Raw genomic sequence first — 18125 nt, 5'->3', positions numbered from 1 at the left:
AGTGAAACGACGGAGGCGGTACGACGATGGCGGGCAACACCGGGAGTCCAGGCCAGTCGGTCGCGGCGCGAGCACTCGCGGTGCTGGGTGCCTTCGACCGCGAGCACCGCGCGCTCACCCTGACGGAGATCGCTGAACGGGCCCGACTCCCGATGCCCACGACACATCGGCTGGTCCGGGAACTCGAGACGTGGGGCGCATTGACCCGACGCCCGGACAACCGATTCGTCGTCGGTCGGCGGATGTGGGATCTGGGTCTGCTCGCGCCGATCCAATCGGGGATCCGTGAGATCGCGGCGCCGTTTCTGCAGGATCTCTACGCCGCGACCCTGGCCACGGTGCATCTCGCGGTCCGCGACGAGGCTCAGGTGCTGTACCTGGATCGGCTCTCCGGCCGGGCGTCGGTGCCGGTGGTCAGTCGCGTGGGGAGCCGCTTGCCGTTGCACTGCACCGGCGTCGGCAAAGTCCTCCTGGCACATGCTCCCGACGACATCCGTCGCACCGCGATGGAGGATCTGACGCCGATGACACGGCACACGATCGTCGCGGCTGGTGTCCTCGACCGGCAGCTGCGGCAGATCCGCCAGCAGGGCTATGCGACCACGGTGGAGGAGATGACGCTCGGAGCGTGCTCGGTCGCCGTCCCGGTGCGCCGGGGCGACACCGTCGTCGCCGCTCTCGGTGTGGTGGTCCCGACGCTCGGTCGCAACCGGCCGACTCTGGTCGCGGCGGCACAGGTGGCAGCGCGAGGTGTCGGCAGAATGCTGCCAGAGACCTCGCCATGACGATCGGCGATCGCCGCGCCACGACGAGCGGGAGAAGCGCGCCCAGCCGCCGAGTCAGGTCCGCGGCTGATCGAGTGCGCTGAGGAACTCGTCGATCCTGGGCCATGTCTGGGCGGCGGCGTCCGAACCGGCGATGAGACCCAGATGGCTGGTCTCTACGGTGGTGAAATGGACGTGCGGTGAACTGCCGAACAACTCGACTCCATGGTGCGCGCCGGACCAGCTGACGATCGCGTCGCGATGGCTGCCGAACAGCTGGATCGGTACCGCGATGGACGTGAGATCGACGATCCGGCCGTCGAAGTCCAGTACGCCGCGGGCGATCTCGTCCCGGTAGACGAGGTTCTCCCACATCTGTTCGGACAACCTGCCCGGATAACCGGGCATCGCGTCCTGGAACCAGTCGATCACCTGCATGCGGGCCAAGGCCTCGGTGTTGTCGGCGTTGCGCAGGATGTAGCCGGGCTTCTTGAGTTCCCGCTGCCATGCCGTGGCGCGGTAGGCACCGCGAACCAGCGGTGCGGGGATTCCGCCCATGGCCTTGAGTGCGAGCCGGACCGGTCCGGCTCCGATCGGCCGGGTCACCTGTTTGACCAGGGGATAGGGCGGTATCACCGAATAGTTCAACGGGGTGGCCACCGCCGTGACCGACCGGACGGGCAGTTCGGGATGGGCGGCCACGGTGAACAGGGACACGGTGCCGCCGAGGCTCCACGCCACCAGGTCGAGCGCTTCGGCCGCCGCCCCGAAATCGTCGGTCACGCGGCCGATCGCCTCGGGCACGATGTCGTCGAAGATGTGCTCGAACCCGAGATGCCGATCGGCGTAATGCATCTCGCCGAAGTCGACCAGATACGGTATGCGGCCGGTGGAGAGCAGGTAGGCGACCAGCGACATGTCCGGTGACAGGTCGTAGCAGCGGGCCGGGACGGCCAGCGGCGGCACGAGAAGCACTGGCGGCCGGCCCGCCGATCGCGCAGCCGCGAGATCGGCGTCGGATCCGTATCGCACCAGCCGGCGATGCGGACCGTCGGCGATGAGTGTGTGCGGGGTCGGCTGATCGTCGACGACGCGTTCACCGCGGGTCAACCGGTACAGGGTGCGAACGCCGTCAAACATGGGCGGGTTCCACTGTCGAGTCGGTCACGTCGTGCGATCCTACGGGGGATGCCGATAGGGGATGTCGACGTGTCCGACGGCACAGCATGCGCGGGGAGGATGAAGCGTGTATTACCTGGTGGCAGTGGTCGTGGCCGTCATCTCCGAGTCACTGTTCCACCGCTACGACATCGGTCACGACGGCGCCGCGCGGCGCTGATCACCGCGGACGACGGGATCACTCGTCGGCAGCCGCCAGGATCGCCCTGGCGTAGGCCTCCGAGCGGTCTGACCCGATGATGCCCGGTGCCATCTTGTTCATCACGTACGAGACAGTCATCTTCTGACGGGGGAACATCACTGTCATCGATCCACCCCAACCACCCCAGAAGCAGATCCGGTCGTCGGGGATATACGACAGCGTCGCGGGCTCGGGCAGCCCGTAGCCGATACCCCAGCGCAACGGGACGCCGAGCACGAGGTCGACACCGCGTGCCTGCTCGTCTAAGATCTGGTCGATGGTCTTGTCCGACAGCAGGTTCACGCCGTCAACGGTTCCACCGCGGGAGATCGCCGACATCACCCGCACCAGGGCACGGGCATTGGTGTGACCGTTCAGGGCGCCCATGTCCGCGCGACGCCATGGGATCGTGTTGGCCGCATTCGCCTCGGCGACCGGTCCGGTGAACGTCTTGAACATCGGGGAATCGGTCGGCAGCGCCGCGACGTCGATCTCCAGTGGTGGTGGTGGGATGATCTCGGCAATGCGATCGTCGTCGGCCGGCGTGGCACCGATCTGCAGGTCGGCCCCGAGCGGTCCGGCGATCTCGTCGGCCACGAACTGCTTGAGATGTTTTCCGGTCACCCGTCGCACGATCTCCCCGAGCAGGTGTCCGTAGTCCTGTGCGTGATAGCCCGACGCCGTACCGGGTTCCCACCACGGGGCCTGGCGCGCAAGGTGTTCGATCGCCGTGTCCCAGTCGTACATATCGGCGACGGTGAACGGCTTCTCCCAGCCCGAGACGCCGGAGGTGTGCGCCATGATGTGGCGCACCTCGATGGACTCCTTGCCGTTCTGGGCGAACTCCGGCCAGTAGGTGGCGACCGGGGCGTGTAGGTCGACGAGCCCGCGCTCGACGAGCATCAGCACCGACAACGCGGTGATCTCCTTGGTCGTCGACCACACGTTCACGATCGTGTCGCGCTCCCACGGGAGGGTCTGTGCGGCGTCGCGGTGGCCGCCCCAGATGTCGACCACGACGTCGCCGTCGATGTCGACCGCGATGGCCGCCCCCACCTCCTCGCCTGCGGCGAGTTGCGCCGCGAGCTCGTCGCGCACCCGGTCGAATCGTGGCTCGGTGTGTCCGTGGACCCCGACGACGTCGGACATGATGGCCTCCTTGCAGGTGGTGGCGGGGCCGCCACACCTATGCTGACTGTAGAACCGCAGGCCGGTCCGTGGTGGCAGATCGCGAGACCGGCGCCGGCCACGAGGAGGTTGCCGATGATCGATGTGGACCGCTACGGGCCGTGGGCCGTCATCGCGGGCGGATCCGAGGGTGTCGGAGCAGGATTCGCACGTCACCTCGCCGACGCCGGCATCAATCTCGTCCTCATCGCGCGCACGTCCGGACCGCTCGAGGACACCGCGGCGGAGATGCGCCGGCGCGGCGTCGAGGTCCGCACTGTTGCGCTCGATCTGACGCAACCGTCGTCGATCGAGGAGATCGCATCGGCGACCGAGGACATCGACGTCGGACTGCTGATCTACAACGCGGGCGCGAACAGCTACGGCCGGGCGTTTCTCGACGGTGAGCTCGACGGCTTCCGTTCGGTTCTGGACCTGAACATCTCCGGCCAACTGGCGCTGGTCCATCGGTTCGGTGGGCGGATGCGCAGTGCCGGACGGGGCGGCATCATCCTGGTCGGGTCGATGAGCGGCTATCTCGGATCACGTGAGCAGAGCGTCTATGGCGGCGTCAAGGCGTTCGGTCGCATCTTCGCGGAATCGCTTTGGCTGGAACTCCGCGAGCACGGGATCGACGTCCTGCACGTGGTTCTCGGCGTCACTCGAACGCCGGCGATGCGACGTGCCGGACTCGACTTCGATATCCCGGGCATGCGGGTGGCCGAGCCAGACGACGTCGCGGCCGAGGGGCTGGCGCATCTGTCCGACGGACCGGTCTGGGTCGCGGGCGGAAACGGGCGGGCCGTCGAGAAACGAAACGGGGTGGAGCGGGCCGAGTTGGTACTCGGTGCGGACGAGGCGATGCGGCGAATGCTCCCGCGCGAACGGTCCAACCGATGAGAGTACCGATCGGCGTCAACAGTCCCATCGTGACGCAGGTCCCGGGTGCACACTCGCCGTGGGAGGTCGATGCCGGCATCGACGATCTCGCGCGCATCGCCGTCGCGGCCGATCAGCTCGGCTTCGATCACCTCACGTGCAGCGAGCACGTGGCCGTGCCGGTCGCCGTGGCCGACGAGCGAGGTGGCACCTACTGGGATCCGCTGGCCACCTTCGGTTTCCTGGCCGCCCGGACCGAGCGGATTCGACTCGCGACGCAGGTGTTGGTGCTGGGCTACCATCATCCGCTGGAAATCGCCAAGAGATACGGAACCCTCGATGCGATCAGCGGTGGCAGGCTGGTCCTGGGTGTCGGGGTCGGCTCGCTGGAGTCCGAATTCGACTTGCTCGGTGCGTCATTCGCCGACCGCGGGGTCCGCGCCGACGACTCCTTGCGCGCGCTGCGGGCGGTCCTCTCGTCAGAGCGTCCGGAATACCATGGCGTGCACCATGATTTCTCGGACATCGTGGTCCGTCCGGCGGCGATGGCGGCGCGCGTGCCGATCTGGGTCGGCGGACGAACCGGCAGGTCGTTACGACGGGCCGTGGAGCTCGGCGACGGCTGGATGCCGTTCGGGCTCGGCAGTCGCAGACTCCGCGAGATGCTCGACATCACCGATCGACGCGACGGCTTCGATGTTGTGCTCGCGGCGGGAACGGTGGACCCCATGGCCGAACCGGAGGCCGCGCACGAAGCCGTGGCGCGCATGGTGGAAGCGGGTGCGACGATCGTGGACATCACGATCCGGGCGTCGTCGGCCGACCATTACCTCGAACAACTCGAGGCGGCGGCCGAGTTGTTCGAGACGAATTAAGCTGTGGCACATGGATTCGGGTGACAAGATGGAGATCGCCGTGGAGGATCGGGCCGTGCAGGACCGGCTGGCAGCACTCGAGGCACGGGTGCGCCGACTCGAGGATTCCGAGGAGATCGCCCAGCTCATCGCCTCGTACGGACCGCTGGTCGACGACGGCGATGCCGAGAGTGTCGCGCAACTCTGGGACCGACGCGGCTCCTACGACGTCGACGGCCTGTCGATGACGGGTCGAGACGACATCGCCGCGATGGTGCGATCGCGTCCCCACCAGGGACTTATCGCCGAAGGTTGTGCCCATCTGCTCGGGCCGGTGCGCGTCCACGTGGACGGGGACAGTGCTGTGGCGGTGTGTCATTCACTGCTCATCCGACACGGGGACCATGGCTTTGTGGTCCACCGCGCGACGGCCAACCATTTCACCCTCGACCGGGCCGCCGACGGCTGGCGGATCGGGTGCCGGACGAGTCGAGCACTCGACGGGCAGGAGCGTGCACACCTGCTGCTCGGTGCCGGAGCCCGGGGAGAACATCTGTGAATTCGGTGGCGCAGGCATGACAGCCACTGCTAACCTCCCGGAGTCCGTGCCAGACAGCTCAGGATGACCATGCACTTCATATCCGAGAAGCGCCTTGACGGCGGCACTCTCGAGCGCGATTTCACCCTCGGTGAGATCCCCGGGACCCTGTGGACTCCCGCGGCCTCACCAGCGCCGCTGATCCTGCTCGGCCACCCCGGTGGACTGCGGAAGATGTACCCGCGCCTGGTGGGGCGAGCCCGGAGTTCCGTGTCGAACGGATTCGCCGCGGCCACCATCGAACTTCCCGGCAGCGGTGACCGGCCTCCATCGGCGGAGGCCGAACAGGCCCGCGCTGATCTGCGCAGGGCACTGACGACCGGAGAGCCGGTCGACGAGATCGTCGACCGGCTCATACTCCCGCTCGTCGAGAAGGCGGTTCCGGAATGGCAGCGCGTCCTCGACGCGCTTCTGTCACTGCCCGAGATCCGCGGGCCGGTCGGGTACTCCGGCGGGGTGATCGCGATCGGTGTCCGGCTGGCGGTGGTCGAACCACGCATCGCCGCTGCCGGCCTCTTCGCCGGGAGCTTCGTTCCCCGCGTCATGATCGACGAAGCCCGTCAGGTCACGATTCCCCTGCACGTCCTGCTGCAGTGGGACGACGAAGGGAACGACCGGCAGATGGCACTGGACCTGTTCGACGCCTTCGGCTCCCGGGAGAAGACCCTGCAGGCCAACATGGGCGGCCATACGGGCGTCCCCCGGTTTGCGGGAGACGACGCGGCGAGGTTCTTCGTCCGGCATCTGACCTGACTGCTGCAGGGGTGCCTACAGTCCCATGTCGCGGCCGATGAGGTCCTTCATGATCTCTGTCGTCCCGCCGAAGATGGTCTGGATACGGGAGTCGGTGTAGGCGCGGGCAACCCGGTACTCGTTCATGTAGCCGTAGCCGCCGTGCAACTGCACACACTGGTCGATGACCTTCTTGGCCAGCTCGGTGCACCACCACTTGTTCTTGGCGGCATCCACGGCGGTCAGTTCGCCGTCGACCACTGCGCGCAGGCAGCGGTCGATGTACTGCTCGGCGATGTCGAGCTCGGTGGACATCTCGGCGAGGGTGAACCGATTGTGCTGGAAGCTGCCGATCGGCTGCCCGAAGGCCTTGCGGTCCTTGACGTATTGGAGAGTCTCGTCGAAGACTGCGCGGGCGCCGGCGATCGCGCCGAGGCCGATGGAGAGTCGCTCCGACGGCAGATTCGCCATCAGATGGTAGAAGCCCCGACCCTCTTCGCCCAGAAGGTTCTCGACAGGCACGCGCACATCGCTGAAGTGCAGCTCGGCCGTGTCCTGAGCCTTGAGGCCCATCTTGTCGAGCTTGCGCCCGCGCTCGAAGCCCTCCATACCGCGTTCGACGACGAGCAGCGAGAAGGCCTTGTGCCCGGCGGCCGGATCGGGATTCGTCCGGCAGACCACGACGACGAGATCGGAGTTGATGCCCGCCGAGATGAAGGTCTTGTTGCCGTTGAGGATGTAGTGGTCGCCGTCGAGTCTGGCCGAGGTCTTGATGCCTGCGAGGTCACTGCCTGCCCCGGGCTCGGTCATCGCGACCGCGAGAATCGTCTCGCCGGTGGCGATCCCGGGCATCCACCGCTTCCGCTGCTCGTCGTCGGCCAGGTTGAGGAAGTACGGGACGAGGACGTCGTTCTGCAGGCTCAGCCCGGGTGCGGCGCCGCCGAAGCGGGCGAACTCCTCGACCACCACGGCATTGAACCGGAAGTCGTCGGTGCCTCCGCCGCCGAACTCCTCCGGGATGTTGAAGCCGAGCAGCCCGGCGTCGCCCGCCTTCTTGTAGACCTCACGATCGACCTGCCCGTCGGCCTCCCACTTCTCCACGTGGGGGGCGCACTCACGGGCCAGGAACTCGCGAGCGGTGGCGCGCAGCTGTTCGTGCTCGGACTCGAAGACGGTGCGTTTCATGTGTTACCTCAACTCCTCGGTGTGGTTCGGGTGGATGTTCCGGGTTGTGTGGACGGTCGGGCGCCGACGGCATGCAATGAGGTCACGGCGTAGGAGCCCGCCACCTCGGCGGGAGATCGGGTGCCGGACGGGTGGTACCAGGTGGTGACCTCCTGGCAGGCGCCGAGCAGATAGCGCAGCGACTCCTTGACATCTCCCTCGATCTGGAAGTCGCCCGAGTCGATGCCACGTCGCAGGATGTCCTCGAGGAGATCCTCCACCTCGGTACGCATGCCGACGTAGTGTTGCCGATGCGGATTGTCGTGATCCAGGTACCGGAGTTCGCGAGCGACACTTGCCAGTTCGAGGTCTGCCGTCATGTGCAGAACGATGGCCTCGACCGCATTCGACAGTTGCTCGGGCGGCGTGGTGGCGTCGCTGATCGCTGCGCGGACCCGACCGAGCACCGAACTCATACCTGCTTCGAGGAGCGCGACGAGGATGCCCTGCTTGTTCTCGTGGTGGTAGTAGAGGGTGGGCAGTGAGACACCGGCGCGAGCCGCGATATCGCGGATCGAGGTGCCGTGGAAGCCACGATCGTGAAAGGCGTCCTTGGCCGCGGCGAGCGTGCCCGGGAGCGCGATGGGCTCGATCTGTCGCCAATCCCCAGGGGCCGCCTCGGCCTCGGCCGAGGTCTCAGACACGTTCGATGATCGTGGCATTCGCCATGCCTGCACCTTCACACATCGTCTGCAGTCCGTAGCGGCCGCCGGTCGCCTCGAGGTGATTGACCAGCGTGCTGAGCAGGCGGGTGCCCGACGAGCCGAGGGCATGTCCGAGGGCGATCGCCCCGCCGCGCGCGTTCAGCTTGGCCGGATCGGCACCGAATTCCTGCGCCCATGCGAGCGGTACCGACGCGAAGGCCTCGTTGACCTCGTAGGCGTCGAGGTCGTCGATGGACAGGCCGGACCGTTCGAGGATCTTGCGGGTCGCCGGGATGGGTGCGGTGAGCATGAAGACCGGGTCGTCGCCTGCGAGGGAGAACGAGTGGAACCGGGCGCGTGGGGTCAGGCCCAGCTTGGACGCCATCGTGTCACTCATGATGAGCGCGGCCGATGCGCCGTCGGTGAGCGGTGACGAGTTGCCCGGCGTGATGTGCCAGTTGATCTCCGGGAACCGCTGCGCGTACTCCGCCGAGTAGAAGGACGGCTTGAGCCCGGACAGCTTGTCGGCAGTGGTGGACGCGCGGACGGTCTCGTCGATGGTGTGGGTGGTCTTCTCGCCGTCGGCGTTCGCGACGTCGATGGGGATGATCTCCCGATCGAAGAAGCCGTCGTCGGCGGCCTGGGCGGCACGGCGGTGCGACTCGGCGGCGAAGGCGTCGAGGGTGTCGCGATCGAACTTCCACTTCGCGGCGACGAGCTCTGCGGAGATGCCCTGTCCGACCAGGCCGTCGGGGTAGCGGGCCGCGATGCTGGGGCCGTACGGGTTCTGGCCGGCGACGGTGAATCCCATCGGCACCCGGCTCATCGACTCCACGCCTGCCGCGATCACCACGTCGTAGGCGCCCGCGATGACGCCCTGGGCAGCGAAGTGGGCGGCCTGCTGGCTGGAGCCGCACTGACGGTCGACGGTGGTGGCGGGCACCGACTCCGGGAAGCCCGCCGACAGCAGCGCGGTGCGGGAGATGTTGAGGGCCTGTTCACCGGCCTGTCCGACGCAGCCGCCGATGACGTCGTCGACCAGCGCCGGGTCGATGTCGTTGCGCTCGACCAGGGTGCGGAGGACATGGGCGAGCAACTCGACCGGCTGGGTCTCCGAGAGAGCGCCTCCCGGCTTGCCTTTCCCGGAGGCGAGGCGGACCACGTCGACGATGACGGCTTCAGGCATGAGAGTTCCTCCCGGAAAGGATGTGTACGGATCTGCACGCGGCGCCGGGGCAACACGAACAAGGCACCGATCTAACGCTCGTTCTACGTGTCTAGCACGGCGGAACCCGCGGAATCAATACTTCCGCGGGTTCCGTTCGCGTGGTCGGGACAGTTCGCGCGGTGAGAACTGATGGCGCTGGTCGGACTAGATCGCGCCGCGGTCCGCATCCCCGGCAGGTACCGCCGTGAAGGTCTTCACGTCCAGCGGGCCGGCGAGGAGGTTGCCGATGGCGGCACCGAGCTCGGTGAGGGCGGGCGCACCGCCGTGGGTGGCGAGGGCGTCCATCGACTCCCACTTCTCGATCATGACCAGGTCGGTCGAGTCGCCGGTTGCCTCGTTCAGCGAGTACTTCACGCACCCGGGTTCCGCGTGGACCTTCGGGATCGCGGCGAGAACGGCATCCTTGACGGCGGCCTCCTCACCGGGTTTGGGGGAGATGGTGGCGACGACGATCACTGGCGACATGCGGGATGACTCCTTGCGTAGATCTTGATGGTGATGAACACCGTCCGACGTTAGGGCATCGGCCGGTGTCGATGGGCAATACCTCCACAACCGTTGTCCACAGAGGGTTTTCAGTCCTTCCGTGGCTGTTCGAGGTACGCGACGATCGCATTGGTGAGACCCCGACGGGCCTCGTCGAGATCCGAGTACGTACCGAGCTGCGCCTCGGACACCATGCCCCGCATCGAGCCGGGGATGAACGCGGCGACCTCGCGGACCCGGACCGGGTCGACATCGAGGTCCGCGAACGCCTTCTGGCAGGACCGCGCCCAGCTCTCCTTCCAGGAGGCGAGCTCGGCGGCGGTGTTCGGGTAGAGGCGCTCGAGTTCGGCGTGGTCACGCGGCAGGGCCGCCCGCAGATTCTCGATCGCGCGGGCGTCGACCGATGTCGTCAGACCGACGAACAGCATCTCGACGATCTCCGCGACACGTTGGTGCAGCGGCGCCGTGTTGTTCTCGCGATACGGCAGCTCGCCCCGTCGTTCCGCGCTGCGTCGCAGGACGGCCGCCCACAGTCCGTCGACATCGCCGAACTGGTATTTGACGGTGCCCCAGGTGGCGCCGATGTCTTTTGCGATGCGATTTGCGGACACCGAGCCGGGGCCGCCCGATGCCAGCGATCTCAGCGCGGCGTCGAGCATTGCCTGACGGGTCGCGTCGCCACGGCGGTTGGTCCGTCGACCGCTGACGCCCGCTCGGGTGGTCATGCCTGACGATCCTAGCCGGGCTCGAAGATGTTTCGTAGAGCCCCCTGTCATTCTTTCGTAGAACCCACTACCATTTTGGATGCCCAGAACTCGGCCGTGCGGGAAAGGACGATCGACATGGCGAAACCGCCCCTGTCCATGGAGCCGACAGGCTGGTTCCAGGTTGCGTGGTCGGCGGAGATCACCGAACGTGACGTGCGCACGATGAAGTACTTCGGCAAGGAGATGGTCGCCTGGCGGTCCGCGTCCGGCGTCGTGTCGGTATTCGATGCCTACTGCGAACACCTCGGTGCACACCTAGGCTTCGGCGGGCACGTCGACGGCGAGAACCTCGTGTGCCCCTTCCATGGTTGGGAGTGGAACGGCGACGGCCGCAATGTGTGCATCCCGTATGAGAACCGTCCCAACAAGGGCAGGCGGATCCGCAGCTATCCCGTCGTCGAGCGGAACGAGGCGGTGTGGATCTGGTACGACGTCGAGGGCGGCGCACCGTACTTCGAGGTGCCGGACATCTTCGCGGACTTCGGCGACGGACGGACGGCGGCCGATTACTACCCGCCGGTGCCGGACGCGACGTTGTTTCGCGAGGGGCTCGAGATGCATCCGCAGTACGTGATGGAGAACGGGGTCGACTTCGCGCACTTCAAGTTCGTACACAAGACGCCGTTCATGCCGGAATTCACACGCCATGACTTCTCCGGACCGGTGTCCTATGTCGACTTCACCATCGCGTTCGACGAAGGTGCCACGCTCGAGAGTGCCACCAGCGGTGTCGAATCGATCAACGCCGGCCTCGGCTGCTCGGTCACCAAGAGCTGGGGGATGGTGGACAACCGCACCATGCCGGCGGTCACGCCGGTCGACGAATACACCTCGGACGTCAGGTTCACCGTGTGGATCGGCCGCAAGGCGGGCGAGGAGGACGGGCCGATGACCAAGTACGCCAAGACGATGGCCGACTTCGTCATCGAACAGTTCGCCGCCGACATCCACATCTGGTCGCACCAGCGTTACTCGGACCCGCCGGCGTTGTCGCGCAAGGAATATCAAGGGTTCACCGCGCTGCGCGAGTGGGCCAAGCAGTTCTACCCCGACGGAGGACCCGCCGGTGTCGATCCCGTACGGCCCGAGAGTGGCGCTGTTCTCGCGGCGGCTTCATCACGACAGGAAGGCATGACCAGATGAGTACTCCCGACAAGATCCGCGTGTTCCAGGTGGCCACCGGAAATCTGGGCACCGAGATGATCGGGCGCATCCGGAACCATCCCGACCTGGAGCTGGTCGGATTGCACTGCTACACAGCGGACAAGATCGGTCGTGATGCCGGCGAGATCGTCGGACTCGACCCGATCGGGGTGATCGCGACGGGGTCCGTCGACGAGATCGTCGCCGCGAAGCCCGATGTGCTGACCTTCCACGGCGTGTTTCCCGACGAGGATCTCTATGTTCAGGTGCTCGAGGCCGGCATCGACATCGTCACCACGGCGGACTGGATCACCGGTTTCCATCGCAACACCAACCATCCGCATCCCAGTGGCCGCAAGACCACCGAGATCCTCGAAGAAGCTTGTCAGAAAGGCGGTTCCACATTCTATGGGACCGGCATGAATCCGGGTGCCTGCCAGGTGCTGGGCATCGTCGGGTCGATGGACGTCGCCGACATCGAGAACGTCACGGTCACCGAGTCGGTCGACGTCTCGTGCCACCACTCGGTCGACACGTGGAAGGCGGTCGGGTACGGACGCCCGGTGGACGATCCGACGATCCCGGACTCGCTGCGAAAGTACACCGAGGTCTTCGCCGATTCCGTGTACCTGATGGCCGATTGCTTCGACCTCGACCTCGACGAGGTGACCTTCAGCTACGAACTCGGGGCATGCACGAAGGACATCGATCTCGGGTGGTACAGCCTGCCGCAGGGATCGCTCGGCGGCAGCTACATCAAGTACCAGGGCATGGTCGACGGCGTGGCGCGGGTCGAGTCGCACCTGGAATGGCAGATGACTCCCTACACCGATCCGTCGTGGGACATCAAGGGCTGCTACATCACCCAGGTCACCGGCGATCCGTCGATCTACAGCAAGCACATGATCTTCCCGAAAGCGGGCGTCGACCTGTCCGATCCGTCGTCGTTCGCGTCGATCGGCATGACGGTGACCGGTCTGCCCGCGCTGAACTCCATCAGTTCCGTCGTGGCGGCACGACCGGGAATCATCACCAGCGCGGATATGCCGTTGCGGGCATTCGCGGGCCGGTTCAAACTCTGAGGGGTGCGCCCGCGCGTAGGGTCGAAGCCATGGCCAGAACCGTCGCGACGTCCGATTCCGTCGACCGCTCCGCTCTCCTCGATTTCATCCGCCCGCGACATCGGATGATGCTGAACACCGTCCGCAGCGACGGCACACCTCAGTTGTCGCCGGTATCCGGTGGCGTCGACGAGGAGGGCCGGATCGTGATCTCCACATATCCGGGACGGGCCAAGGCGGCCAACGTCCGGCACACCCCGGTGGTCAGCGTGTGCGTGCTGTCGGATGAGTGGAACGGCGCGTGGGTGCAGGTCGACGGCGATGCCGAGGTGCTCGACATGCCCGAGGCCGAGGACGCGCTCGTCGACTACTTCCGCAGCATCTCCGGTGAGCACCCCGACTGGGACGAATATCGTGCCGCGATGCGGTTGCAGGGCAAGTCGTTGATCCGGGTCACGCCGACCCGTTGGGGGCCGGTGGCCACCGGCGGGTTCCCGGCCGACGTCGCGACCAGACTCGACGAGCAGGACGGCTGAGGGCCGATACCTCGGAGTGTCCGAATCCTGTCAGGCGCGCGCCTTCGCGAACTCTGTCACCAGCGAAGCGTTGAAGGCGGGCAGGTCGTCCGGCCGTCGGCTGGTGATCAGCGTGTTCGGTCCTGATCTGTCCACCACGACCTCCTCGTCGACCCATGTGGCGCCGGCATTGGTGAGGTCGGTGTGCACGCTCGGGTAGGACGTGAGGGTCCGGCCGCGGACGACGTCGGCCTCGATCAGAGTCCACGGCGCGTGGCAGATCGCGGCGACGGGTCTACCGGCGTCGAAGAAGCTCTTGATGAATGCCACCGCGCCCTCGTCGGTGCGCAGGAAGTCGGGGTGGCCACTCCGCCGGGCAGGACGAGCGCGTCGTACTCGTCGGACTCGGTGGTGTCGGTTGTCGCATCGACCGGAAAGGTGTCGGCCCTGTCGAGGTGATCGAACGCCTGGATGGTTCCGCTTGCCGTCGAGACCAGCTTCGGTGTTCCGCCGGTCGCCTGGACTGTCTTCCACGGCTCGGTGAGTTCCACCTGTTCGGTACCCTCGGGCGCCACCAGGAAGGCGACGGTGATTCCGCTGAGTTCTTCGGGCATGACTGTGTCCTCTCGGCGCGAGTGGGGAGGGGGGAGACCCCGACCGCCTGCCGCGCTGTTGGACAGACCCTGCTGATCTCGACCGTACTCCGCTCGCGTGGGCTGTCGAGCGATGACCACGGGCGTAGCGTGGTCGCCATGTCTGTCACATCCGACGTCGCCGTCGTCGGAGCCGGGATCATCGGTCTGTCGACGGCATATCACCTTGCCGAACAAGGTCTTTCGGTCGCCGTGTACGAGACGGGCGTGCCGGGTCGAGGTCAGTCCGCCGGGCAGTCGAGGATCTTTCGCCATGCCCACGACGATCCGCGCCTGATCGCGTTGGCGGTGCGGGCACGTGAGCACTGGCGGAACTGGTCGGAGGCGTTCGGCACGCGGCTGGTGTCCGACGATGGTGCGCTCGCGCTCGGTGGCACGGTCCCCCGACGGCTGGCCCTGCTCCGACAGGAGGGCGTTGCCGCCGAGGCGATCGACCGCGGAACGTTACGCGAACTTCTTCCGGCACTTGCCGACTTCGACGGTGACGCGATGCTCGATCCCGGCGGCGGCTCCATCGACACCCGTGCGGCGATCGCGGTGCTGCGGTCGCGATTCGCGGACCGGATCGTCGCCGAACAGGTCATCTCCCTTCATCACCACGGTGACGGCGTCACCGTGCATGCTCCGACGATGCTCGGTGAGCACGGCGCAGTGGTCATCTGTGCCGGTCGTGGTACCGCTGCCCTGGCTCGAGGCGTCGGCCTGGCATTGCCGGTGCGCCTGGGCGCACACGTGCGGGTGTCGTTCGCGACTCGCGGGCGCGTGGATCGGCTCCCCACGCTGCAGGACGGGAGCGGTGCGTTCGGAGCGACGGGTGTGTACGCGGCTGCGTACCCGGACCGATCGGGATATGGGCTGGGACTGTCGGAGAACGTCGCAGCGCATGATGACGGCGCCATCGACGACGGACCTCGTCTCACTCGATTGGCCGCTGCCGCAGCCGAATACGTCGAGCGGGCGTTGCCCGGGATGGACCCGACGCCACGCGATGTCGTGCATTGCTGGGTGACCGGTCTGCCCTGGGGTGATGACGGAGTGGCGATCTGGCAGGAGGGCCGGGTGTTCGCGGTGGCCGGTCACAACATGTTCAAGCATGCGCCCGTGATCGGAGAGGCCGCGGCAGCTGCGGTGAGCGACGGGCGGGTGCCGCCGGGATTCACCCCCGACGATCGGCTGGGCACTGCGGGGTGAGGGTTGCCGTCAGCGGTCGTTCGGGCGCCAGCGCAGGATCTCCAGGGCGGCAGCCACGTCGACGAGATTCTCGCCGATCGGTCGGGGCAGGAGCTCATCGGCTCGTGCCAGACGTCGGATGACGGTGTTGCGGTGGGCATACAGCCGCTCGGCGGTGCGAGAGGTGTTGCACTGCTCGGCAATCCAGGTGCGCACCGTCTCGATCACGTCGATGTCGGCGGCGGCGAGGTCGCCGAGGGTGTCGGTGAGGAACTCCTCGGTGGCGGTCGGGTCGGTGGTCAGCAAGGCGACCAGCCGGACATCTTCGTGACGGGCCACCTGCTGTGGGGAGGCCAACTGTGCGACCAGGCGCTGCGTCGCCAGTGCCTGGAAATGACTACGGCGGAATCCGTCGAGGTCGTGGCCGGGTCGTCCGAACGCGACGCGGACCCGCGGGTGATCGGAGATCGTGCGGATCGTCGGCACGGACCTCGTGGGCAACCAGATCCACAGGGTGGCGGCGCTCGCGACAACGGTGAGTCGCTCCCGGTGATCGGTGGCCTTGGTGACCGCATCCGCGACCGCCTCGAGGTCATGGGCGGCGCCGCTGCCCGCATCGCTCCAGATCACCGCCGCGGTGTGCGGACCGCCGAGACGGTAACCCAGTTGTGTCTGTGCCCGACTCGCCGGGATCGGGGCGCCCTCGAGCAGCAATGCGACCGTCGCCCGGCGTTCGGCGTGGGTGCCCCGGGTCAGATCCGCCCGCTCCACCTCCATCCGTGCCGACATCGCCGCGACGGTGTCGTCGATGAACGTCGAGATCGACAACGACGACAGTTCGAGCAGTTCGCGGAGCTCGGCCGGATCGTCGGTGAGGCCGAAACAGATGTCCATCCAGCGGCGCCACGCCACGGTCTGGGCCGTCCGGTAGGAGTCCAGCGAGGATTCCCCCAACCCACGTCGTACCAGGTCGCGCGCAGTGTCGAGGATGTCGGCGGTGAGGTTCACCGGGACCCGGCGGCCGGGTTCGTGGATGTTCGCGGCGGCCCAGTGCAGCATGTTGGCGAGGTTGGTGCGACGTGCGCCTTCGGCGAGTACCGGGTCGTCGGCGACCATCGTCATCCGGACCCCTCCCAGCGCGGCCGCGTGCATCTCCTCGATCCACTCGTCCGGTGGGTTCAGGGCGGTCTCGGCGCCCCGTCTCAACAGCTCTCGAATCCGTTCGGACGGTCGCGGCCAGTCCGACATACCGACTGTCATGCGCACAATTCTGCACCACCACCCTCCCCTCGTTGTTGCACTTTGCCCCTGGCGTTGGGCTGTGTGGCTGCGCATGCTGGTAGGAGCACCATGACCGCGAGCGACCACAGGAGCACCGGGTGACCACTTCGACCACCACCGAGAGCATCGACGTCCTGATCGTCGGTGCCGGGATCTCGGGTATCGGCGTGGCCCGATATCTGAGCACCGAGCACCCGGCGAAGTCGTTTGCGATCGTCGAGGCACGCGCCGTGGCCGGCGGCACCTGGGATCTGTTCCGCTATCCCGGCATCCGGTCGGATTCGGATCTGCACACGTTCGGCTACGAGTTCAAGCCGTGGACGGACAAGCAGGCGATCGCGGATGCCCCGCGCATCCTCGACTACCTCCACGAGACCATCGACGAGAACGGCCTCACCGAGCACATCCGGTATCAGCATCGGGTCGTGTCGGCTGCGTGGTCGTCCGACGACGCGCGCTGGCTCGTCGAGATCGATCGTGGGGACACCGGTGAACGGGTCAGGATCAGCGCCGGCTGGATCTTCTGCGGCTCGGGCTATTACGACTACGACGAGGGTTTCACCCCGGAATTCGAAGGCCGAGAGCGGTTTCAGGGACAGATCGTGCACCCGCAGCACTGGCCGGAGGACCTCGACTACGCGGGCAAGCGTGTCGTGGTGATCGGCAGTGGCGCGACCGCGGTGACCTTGCTCCCGGCGATGGCCGACGACGCCGAACACGTCACGATGTTGCAGCGGACGCCGACCTACATCATCCCGCTACCCCGTGAGGACGCGATCGCCAACGCCCTCAAGAAGGTCCTCGGCGACAAGCGCGGATACGCGCTGACGCGCCAGAAGAATGTCGCGCAGCAGCGCCTGCTCTTCGAACTGTGTCAACGGTTCCCGTCCGTCGCGCGCCGGATGATCCGCAAGATCAATGCATCCCAGCTGCCCGAGGGCTATCCGGTGGACACGCATTTCAATCCGCCGTACAACCCGTGGGACCAGCGACTGTGCGTGGTGCCCGATTCCGATCTGTTCCGCACGATCCGCAAGGGCAAGGCGTCGATCGTCACCGACCGGATCGCGACGTTCACCGAGACGGGCGTGCTGCTCGAGAGCGGTGAAGAACTCGAGGCCGACATCGTCGTCACCGCCACCGGCCTCAACATCAAGATCATCGGCGGCATCGACCTCTCCGTCGACGGCAGGCCGGTCTCGTTGCCCGACACGGTGGTCTACCGCGGCATGATGCTCTCGGGAGTCCCCAATTTCGCGCTCGCCATCGGCTATACGAACGCGTCGTGGACGCTCAAGATCGGGTTGCTGTGTGAGTACTTCTGCCAGCTCCTCACCTACATGGACCGCCACGGATACGACAATGTCTGGGCCGTCGCCGACCCGGCGATGCCGACCCGACCGCTCCTCGATTTCGGCGCGGGTTATGTGCAACGCGCGCTGGCGACATTGCCCAAGCAGGGGCCGGAGGCGCCGTGGGTGATGTCGATGAGCTACTACGCGGATCGGCGGCTGCTGCGCGGCGACGTCGAGGACGAACACCTGCACTTCTCCGGTGCACGCGATCGTGCGGGCAAGTCGGTCGGCGTGTGATCGGACC

The 18125-nt window shown here is 66.7% G+C and carries 18 protein-coding genes and 1 pseudogene; 10 read left to right on the top strand and 9 right to left on the bottom strand.

Annotation, left to right across the window (positions count from 1 at the left end):
• Nucleotides 1-26 precede the first annotated feature (26 nt).
• Nucleotides 27-785 carry an IclR family transcriptional regulator gene (locus tag IDF66_RS10820; RefSeq protein WP_190266830.1) on the top strand — a complete coding sequence of 253 codons (759 nt, stop codon included), beginning with the start codon at nt 27-29 and terminating at the stop codon, nt 783-785.
• 54 nt (nt 786-839) lie between these two features.
• Here the strand turns inward: IDF66_RS10820 and IDF66_RS10815 are convergent, their stop codons facing one another.
• Both IDF66_RS10815 and IDF66_RS10810 read right to left on the bottom strand, forming a co-directional pair.
• Nucleotides 840-1904, bottom strand: coding sequence for an alpha/beta hydrolase (locus tag IDF66_RS10815; RefSeq protein WP_190266829.1), 1065 nt, complete (start codon nt 1902-1904; stop codon nt 840-842).
• Nucleotides 1905-2121: 217 nt separating this feature from the next.
• A complete protein-coding gene (locus IDF66_RS10810; protein ID WP_190266828.1) occupies nt 2122-3273 on the bottom strand; it encodes a serine hydrolase domain-containing protein in 1152 nt (383 codons plus the stop codon).
• 114 nt (nt 3274-3387) lie between these two features.
• Between IDF66_RS10810 and IDF66_RS10805 the strand changes: the two genes are divergently transcribed.
• From IDF66_RS10805 to IDF66_RS10790, 4 genes are all read left to right on the top strand, one after another.
• Nucleotides 3388-4191, top strand: a complete 804-nt coding sequence (locus IDF66_RS10805) for an SDR family NAD(P)-dependent oxidoreductase (protein WP_190266827.1) — start codon at nt 3388-3390, stop codon at nt 4189-4191.
• The gene (locus IDF66_RS10800) at nt 4188-5045 is read left to right on the top strand and encodes an LLM class F420-dependent oxidoreductase (RefSeq protein WP_190266826.1); all 858 of its coding nucleotides are present in this window, start codon (nt 4188-4190) and stop codon (nt 5043-5045) included. Before IDF66_RS10805 ends, IDF66_RS10800 begins: the two co-directional genes overlap by 4 nt.
• 10 nt (nt 5046-5055) lie before the next feature.
• On the top strand, nt 5056-5583 hold the full coding sequence (locus IDF66_RS10795) for a nuclear transport factor 2 family protein (RefSeq protein WP_223309414.1): 528 nt from the start codon (nt 5056-5058) through the stop codon (nt 5581-5583).
• Between the two features lie 69 nt (nt 5584-5652).
• Nucleotides 5653-6375: a dienelactone hydrolase family protein gene (locus tag IDF66_RS10790; RefSeq protein WP_190266825.1), complete on the top strand. Its 723-nt coding sequence runs from the start codon at nt 5653-5655 to the stop codon at nt 6373-6375.
• Between the two features lie 15 nt (nt 6376-6390).
• On the opposite strand, the gene IDF66_RS10785 is transcribed toward IDF66_RS10790, so the two are convergent.
• From IDF66_RS10785 to IDF66_RS10765, 5 genes are all read right to left on the bottom strand, one after another.
• The gene (locus IDF66_RS10785; RefSeq protein WP_164308084.1) at nt 6391-7539 is read right to left on the bottom strand and encodes an acyl-CoA dehydrogenase family protein; all 1149 of its coding nucleotides are present in this window, start codon (nt 7537-7539) and stop codon (nt 6391-6393) included.
• An 8-nt stretch (nt 7540-7547) separates the two neighbouring features.
• Nucleotides 7548-8240, bottom strand: a complete 693-nt coding sequence (locus IDF66_RS10780; RefSeq protein WP_190266824.1) for a TetR/AcrR family transcriptional regulator — start codon at nt 8238-8240, stop codon at nt 7548-7550.
• Nucleotides 8215-9408: a thiolase family protein gene (locus IDF66_RS10775; protein WP_190266823.1), complete on the bottom strand. Its 1194-nt coding sequence runs from the start codon at nt 9406-9408 to the stop codon at nt 8215-8217. Before IDF66_RS10775 ends, IDF66_RS10780 begins: the two co-directional genes overlap by 26 nt.
• A 186-nt stretch (nt 9409-9594) precedes the next feature.
• Complete coding sequence (locus IDF66_RS10770) at nt 9595-9915, bottom strand: putative quinol monooxygenase (RefSeq protein ID WP_164308087.1); 321 nt, start codon at nt 9913-9915, stop codon at nt 9595-9597.
• A 110-nt stretch (nt 9916-10025) separates the two neighbouring features.
• Entirely contained in the window at nt 10026-10661 is a 636-nt protein-coding gene (locus tag IDF66_RS10765; RefSeq protein ID WP_190266822.1) for a TetR/AcrR family transcriptional regulator, read from the bottom strand.
• A gap of 117 nt (nt 10662-10778) precedes the next feature.
• Between IDF66_RS10765 and IDF66_RS10760 the strand changes: the two genes are divergently transcribed.
• From IDF66_RS10760 to IDF66_RS10750, 3 genes are read left to right on the top strand one after another with little or no spacing between them, the layout of a single operon-like run.
• Nucleotides 10779-11846 carry a Rieske 2Fe-2S domain-containing protein gene (locus tag IDF66_RS10760; RefSeq protein WP_190266821.1) on the top strand — a complete coding sequence of 356 codons (1068 nt, stop codon included), beginning with the start codon at nt 10779-10781 and terminating at the stop codon, nt 11844-11846.
• A complete protein-coding gene (locus tag IDF66_RS10755) occupies nt 11843-12928 on the top strand; it encodes an NAD(P)H-dependent amine dehydrogenase family protein (RefSeq protein WP_190266820.1) in 1086 nt (361 codons plus the stop codon). Before IDF66_RS10760 ends, IDF66_RS10755 begins: the two co-directional genes overlap by 4 nt.
• A 29-nt stretch (nt 12929-12957) precedes the next feature.
• Nucleotides 12958-13443 (top strand): PPOX class F420-dependent oxidoreductase, encoded by a 486-nt coding sequence (locus IDF66_RS10750; protein WP_190266819.1) that lies wholly within the window; start codon nt 12958-12960, stop codon nt 13441-13443.
• A gap of 30 nt (nt 13444-13473) precedes the next feature.
• Here the strand turns inward: IDF66_RS10750 and IDF66_RS10745 are convergent.
• A pseudogene (locus IDF66_RS10745) lies at nt 13474-14036 on the bottom strand (type 1 glutamine amidotransferase domain-containing protein).
• A gap of 138 nt (nt 14037-14174) precedes the next feature.
• On the opposite strand from IDF66_RS10745, the gene IDF66_RS10740 reads away from it, so the two are divergent.
• Nucleotides 14175-15266, top strand: coding sequence for an NAD(P)/FAD-dependent oxidoreductase (locus IDF66_RS10740; protein WP_190266818.1), 1092 nt, complete (start codon nt 14175-14177; stop codon nt 15264-15266).
• 9 nt (nt 15267-15275) lie between these two features.
• Here the strand turns inward: IDF66_RS10740 and IDF66_RS10735 are convergent, their stop codons facing one another.
• A complete protein-coding gene (locus tag IDF66_RS10735) occupies nt 15276-16505 on the bottom strand; it encodes a PucR family transcriptional regulator (RefSeq protein WP_223309413.1) in 1230 nt (409 codons plus the stop codon).
• Between the two features lie 119 nt (nt 16506-16624).
• Between IDF66_RS10735 and IDF66_RS10730 the strand changes: the two genes are divergently transcribed.
• Nucleotides 16625-18118, top strand: a complete 1494-nt coding sequence (locus IDF66_RS10730) for a flavin-containing monooxygenase (RefSeq protein ID WP_190266817.1) — start codon at nt 16625-16627, stop codon at nt 18116-18118.
• The last annotated feature ends 7 nt before the right edge of the window (nt 18119-18125 follow it).

The sequence above is a fragment of the Gordonia hankookensis genome, assembly GCF_014673215.1.
Classification (GTDB): Bacteria; Actinomycetota; Actinomycetes; order Mycobacteriales; family Mycobacteriaceae; genus Gordonia; species Gordonia hankookensis.
Note: the sequence above shows the minus strand (reverse complement) of the source record. Positions and strands in the feature narration are given on the sequence as shown.

What these genes read in the sequence shown, in the direction of transcription:
- IDF66_RS10820 (WP_190266830.1), top strand. Translation starts at nt 27, where the DNA reads ATGGCGGGCAACACCGGGAGTCCAGGCCAGTCGGTCGCGGCGCGAGCA.
- IDF66_RS10815 (WP_190266829.1), bottom strand. Translation starts at nt 1,904, where the DNA reads ATGTTTGACGGCGTTCGCACCCTGTACCGGTTGACCCGCGGTGAACGC.
- IDF66_RS10810 (WP_190266828.1), bottom strand. Translation starts at nt 3,273, where the DNA reads ATGTCCGACGTCGTCGGGGTCCACGGACACACCGAGCCACGATTCGAC.
- IDF66_RS10805 (WP_190266827.1), top strand. Translation starts at nt 3,388, where the DNA reads ATGATCGATGTGGACCGCTACGGGCCGTGGGCCGTCATCGCGGGCGGA.
- IDF66_RS10800 (WP_190266826.1), top strand. Translation starts at nt 4,188, where the DNA reads ATGAGAGTACCGATCGGCGTCAACAGTCCCATCGTGACGCAGGTCCCG.
- IDF66_RS10795 (WP_223309414.1), top strand. Translation starts at nt 5,056, where the DNA reads ATGGATTCGGGTGACAAGATGGAGATCGCCGTGGAGGATCGGGCCGTG.
- IDF66_RS10790 (WP_190266825.1), top strand. Translation starts at nt 5,653, where the DNA reads ATGCACTTCATATCCGAGAAGCGCCTTGACGGCGGCACTCTCGAGCGC.
- IDF66_RS10785 (WP_164308084.1), bottom strand. Translation starts at nt 7,539, where the DNA reads ATGAAACGCACCGTCTTCGAGTCCGAGCACGAACAGCTGCGCGCCACC.
- IDF66_RS10780 (WP_190266824.1), bottom strand. Translation starts at nt 8,240, where the DNA reads ATGCCACGATCATCGAACGTGTCTGAGACCTCGGCCGAGGCCGAGGCG.
- IDF66_RS10775 (WP_190266823.1), bottom strand. Translation starts at nt 9,408, where the DNA reads ATGCCTGAAGCCGTCATCGTCGACGTGGTCCGCCTCGCCTCCGGGAAA.
- IDF66_RS10770 (WP_164308087.1), bottom strand. Translation starts at nt 9,915, where the DNA reads ATGTCGCCAGTGATCGTCGTCGCCACCATCTCCCCCAAACCCGGTGAG.
- IDF66_RS10765 (WP_190266822.1), bottom strand. Translation starts at nt 10,661, where the DNA reads ATGACCACCCGAGCGGGCGTCAGCGGTCGACGGACCAACCGCCGTGGC.
- IDF66_RS10760 (WP_190266821.1), top strand. Translation starts at nt 10,779, where the DNA reads ATGGCGAAACCGCCCCTGTCCATGGAGCCGACAGGCTGGTTCCAGGTT.
- IDF66_RS10755 (WP_190266820.1), top strand. Translation starts at nt 11,843, where the DNA reads ATGAGTACTCCCGACAAGATCCGCGTGTTCCAGGTGGCCACCGGAAAT.
- IDF66_RS10750 (WP_190266819.1), top strand. Translation starts at nt 12,958, where the DNA reads ATGGCCAGAACCGTCGCGACGTCCGATTCCGTCGACCGCTCCGCTCTC.
- IDF66_RS10740 (WP_190266818.1), top strand. Translation starts at nt 14,175, where the DNA reads ATGTCTGTCACATCCGACGTCGCCGTCGTCGGAGCCGGGATCATCGGT.
- IDF66_RS10735 (WP_223309413.1), bottom strand. Translation starts at nt 16,505, where the DNA reads ATGACAGTCGGTATGTCGGACTGGCCGCGACCGTCCGAACGGATTCGA.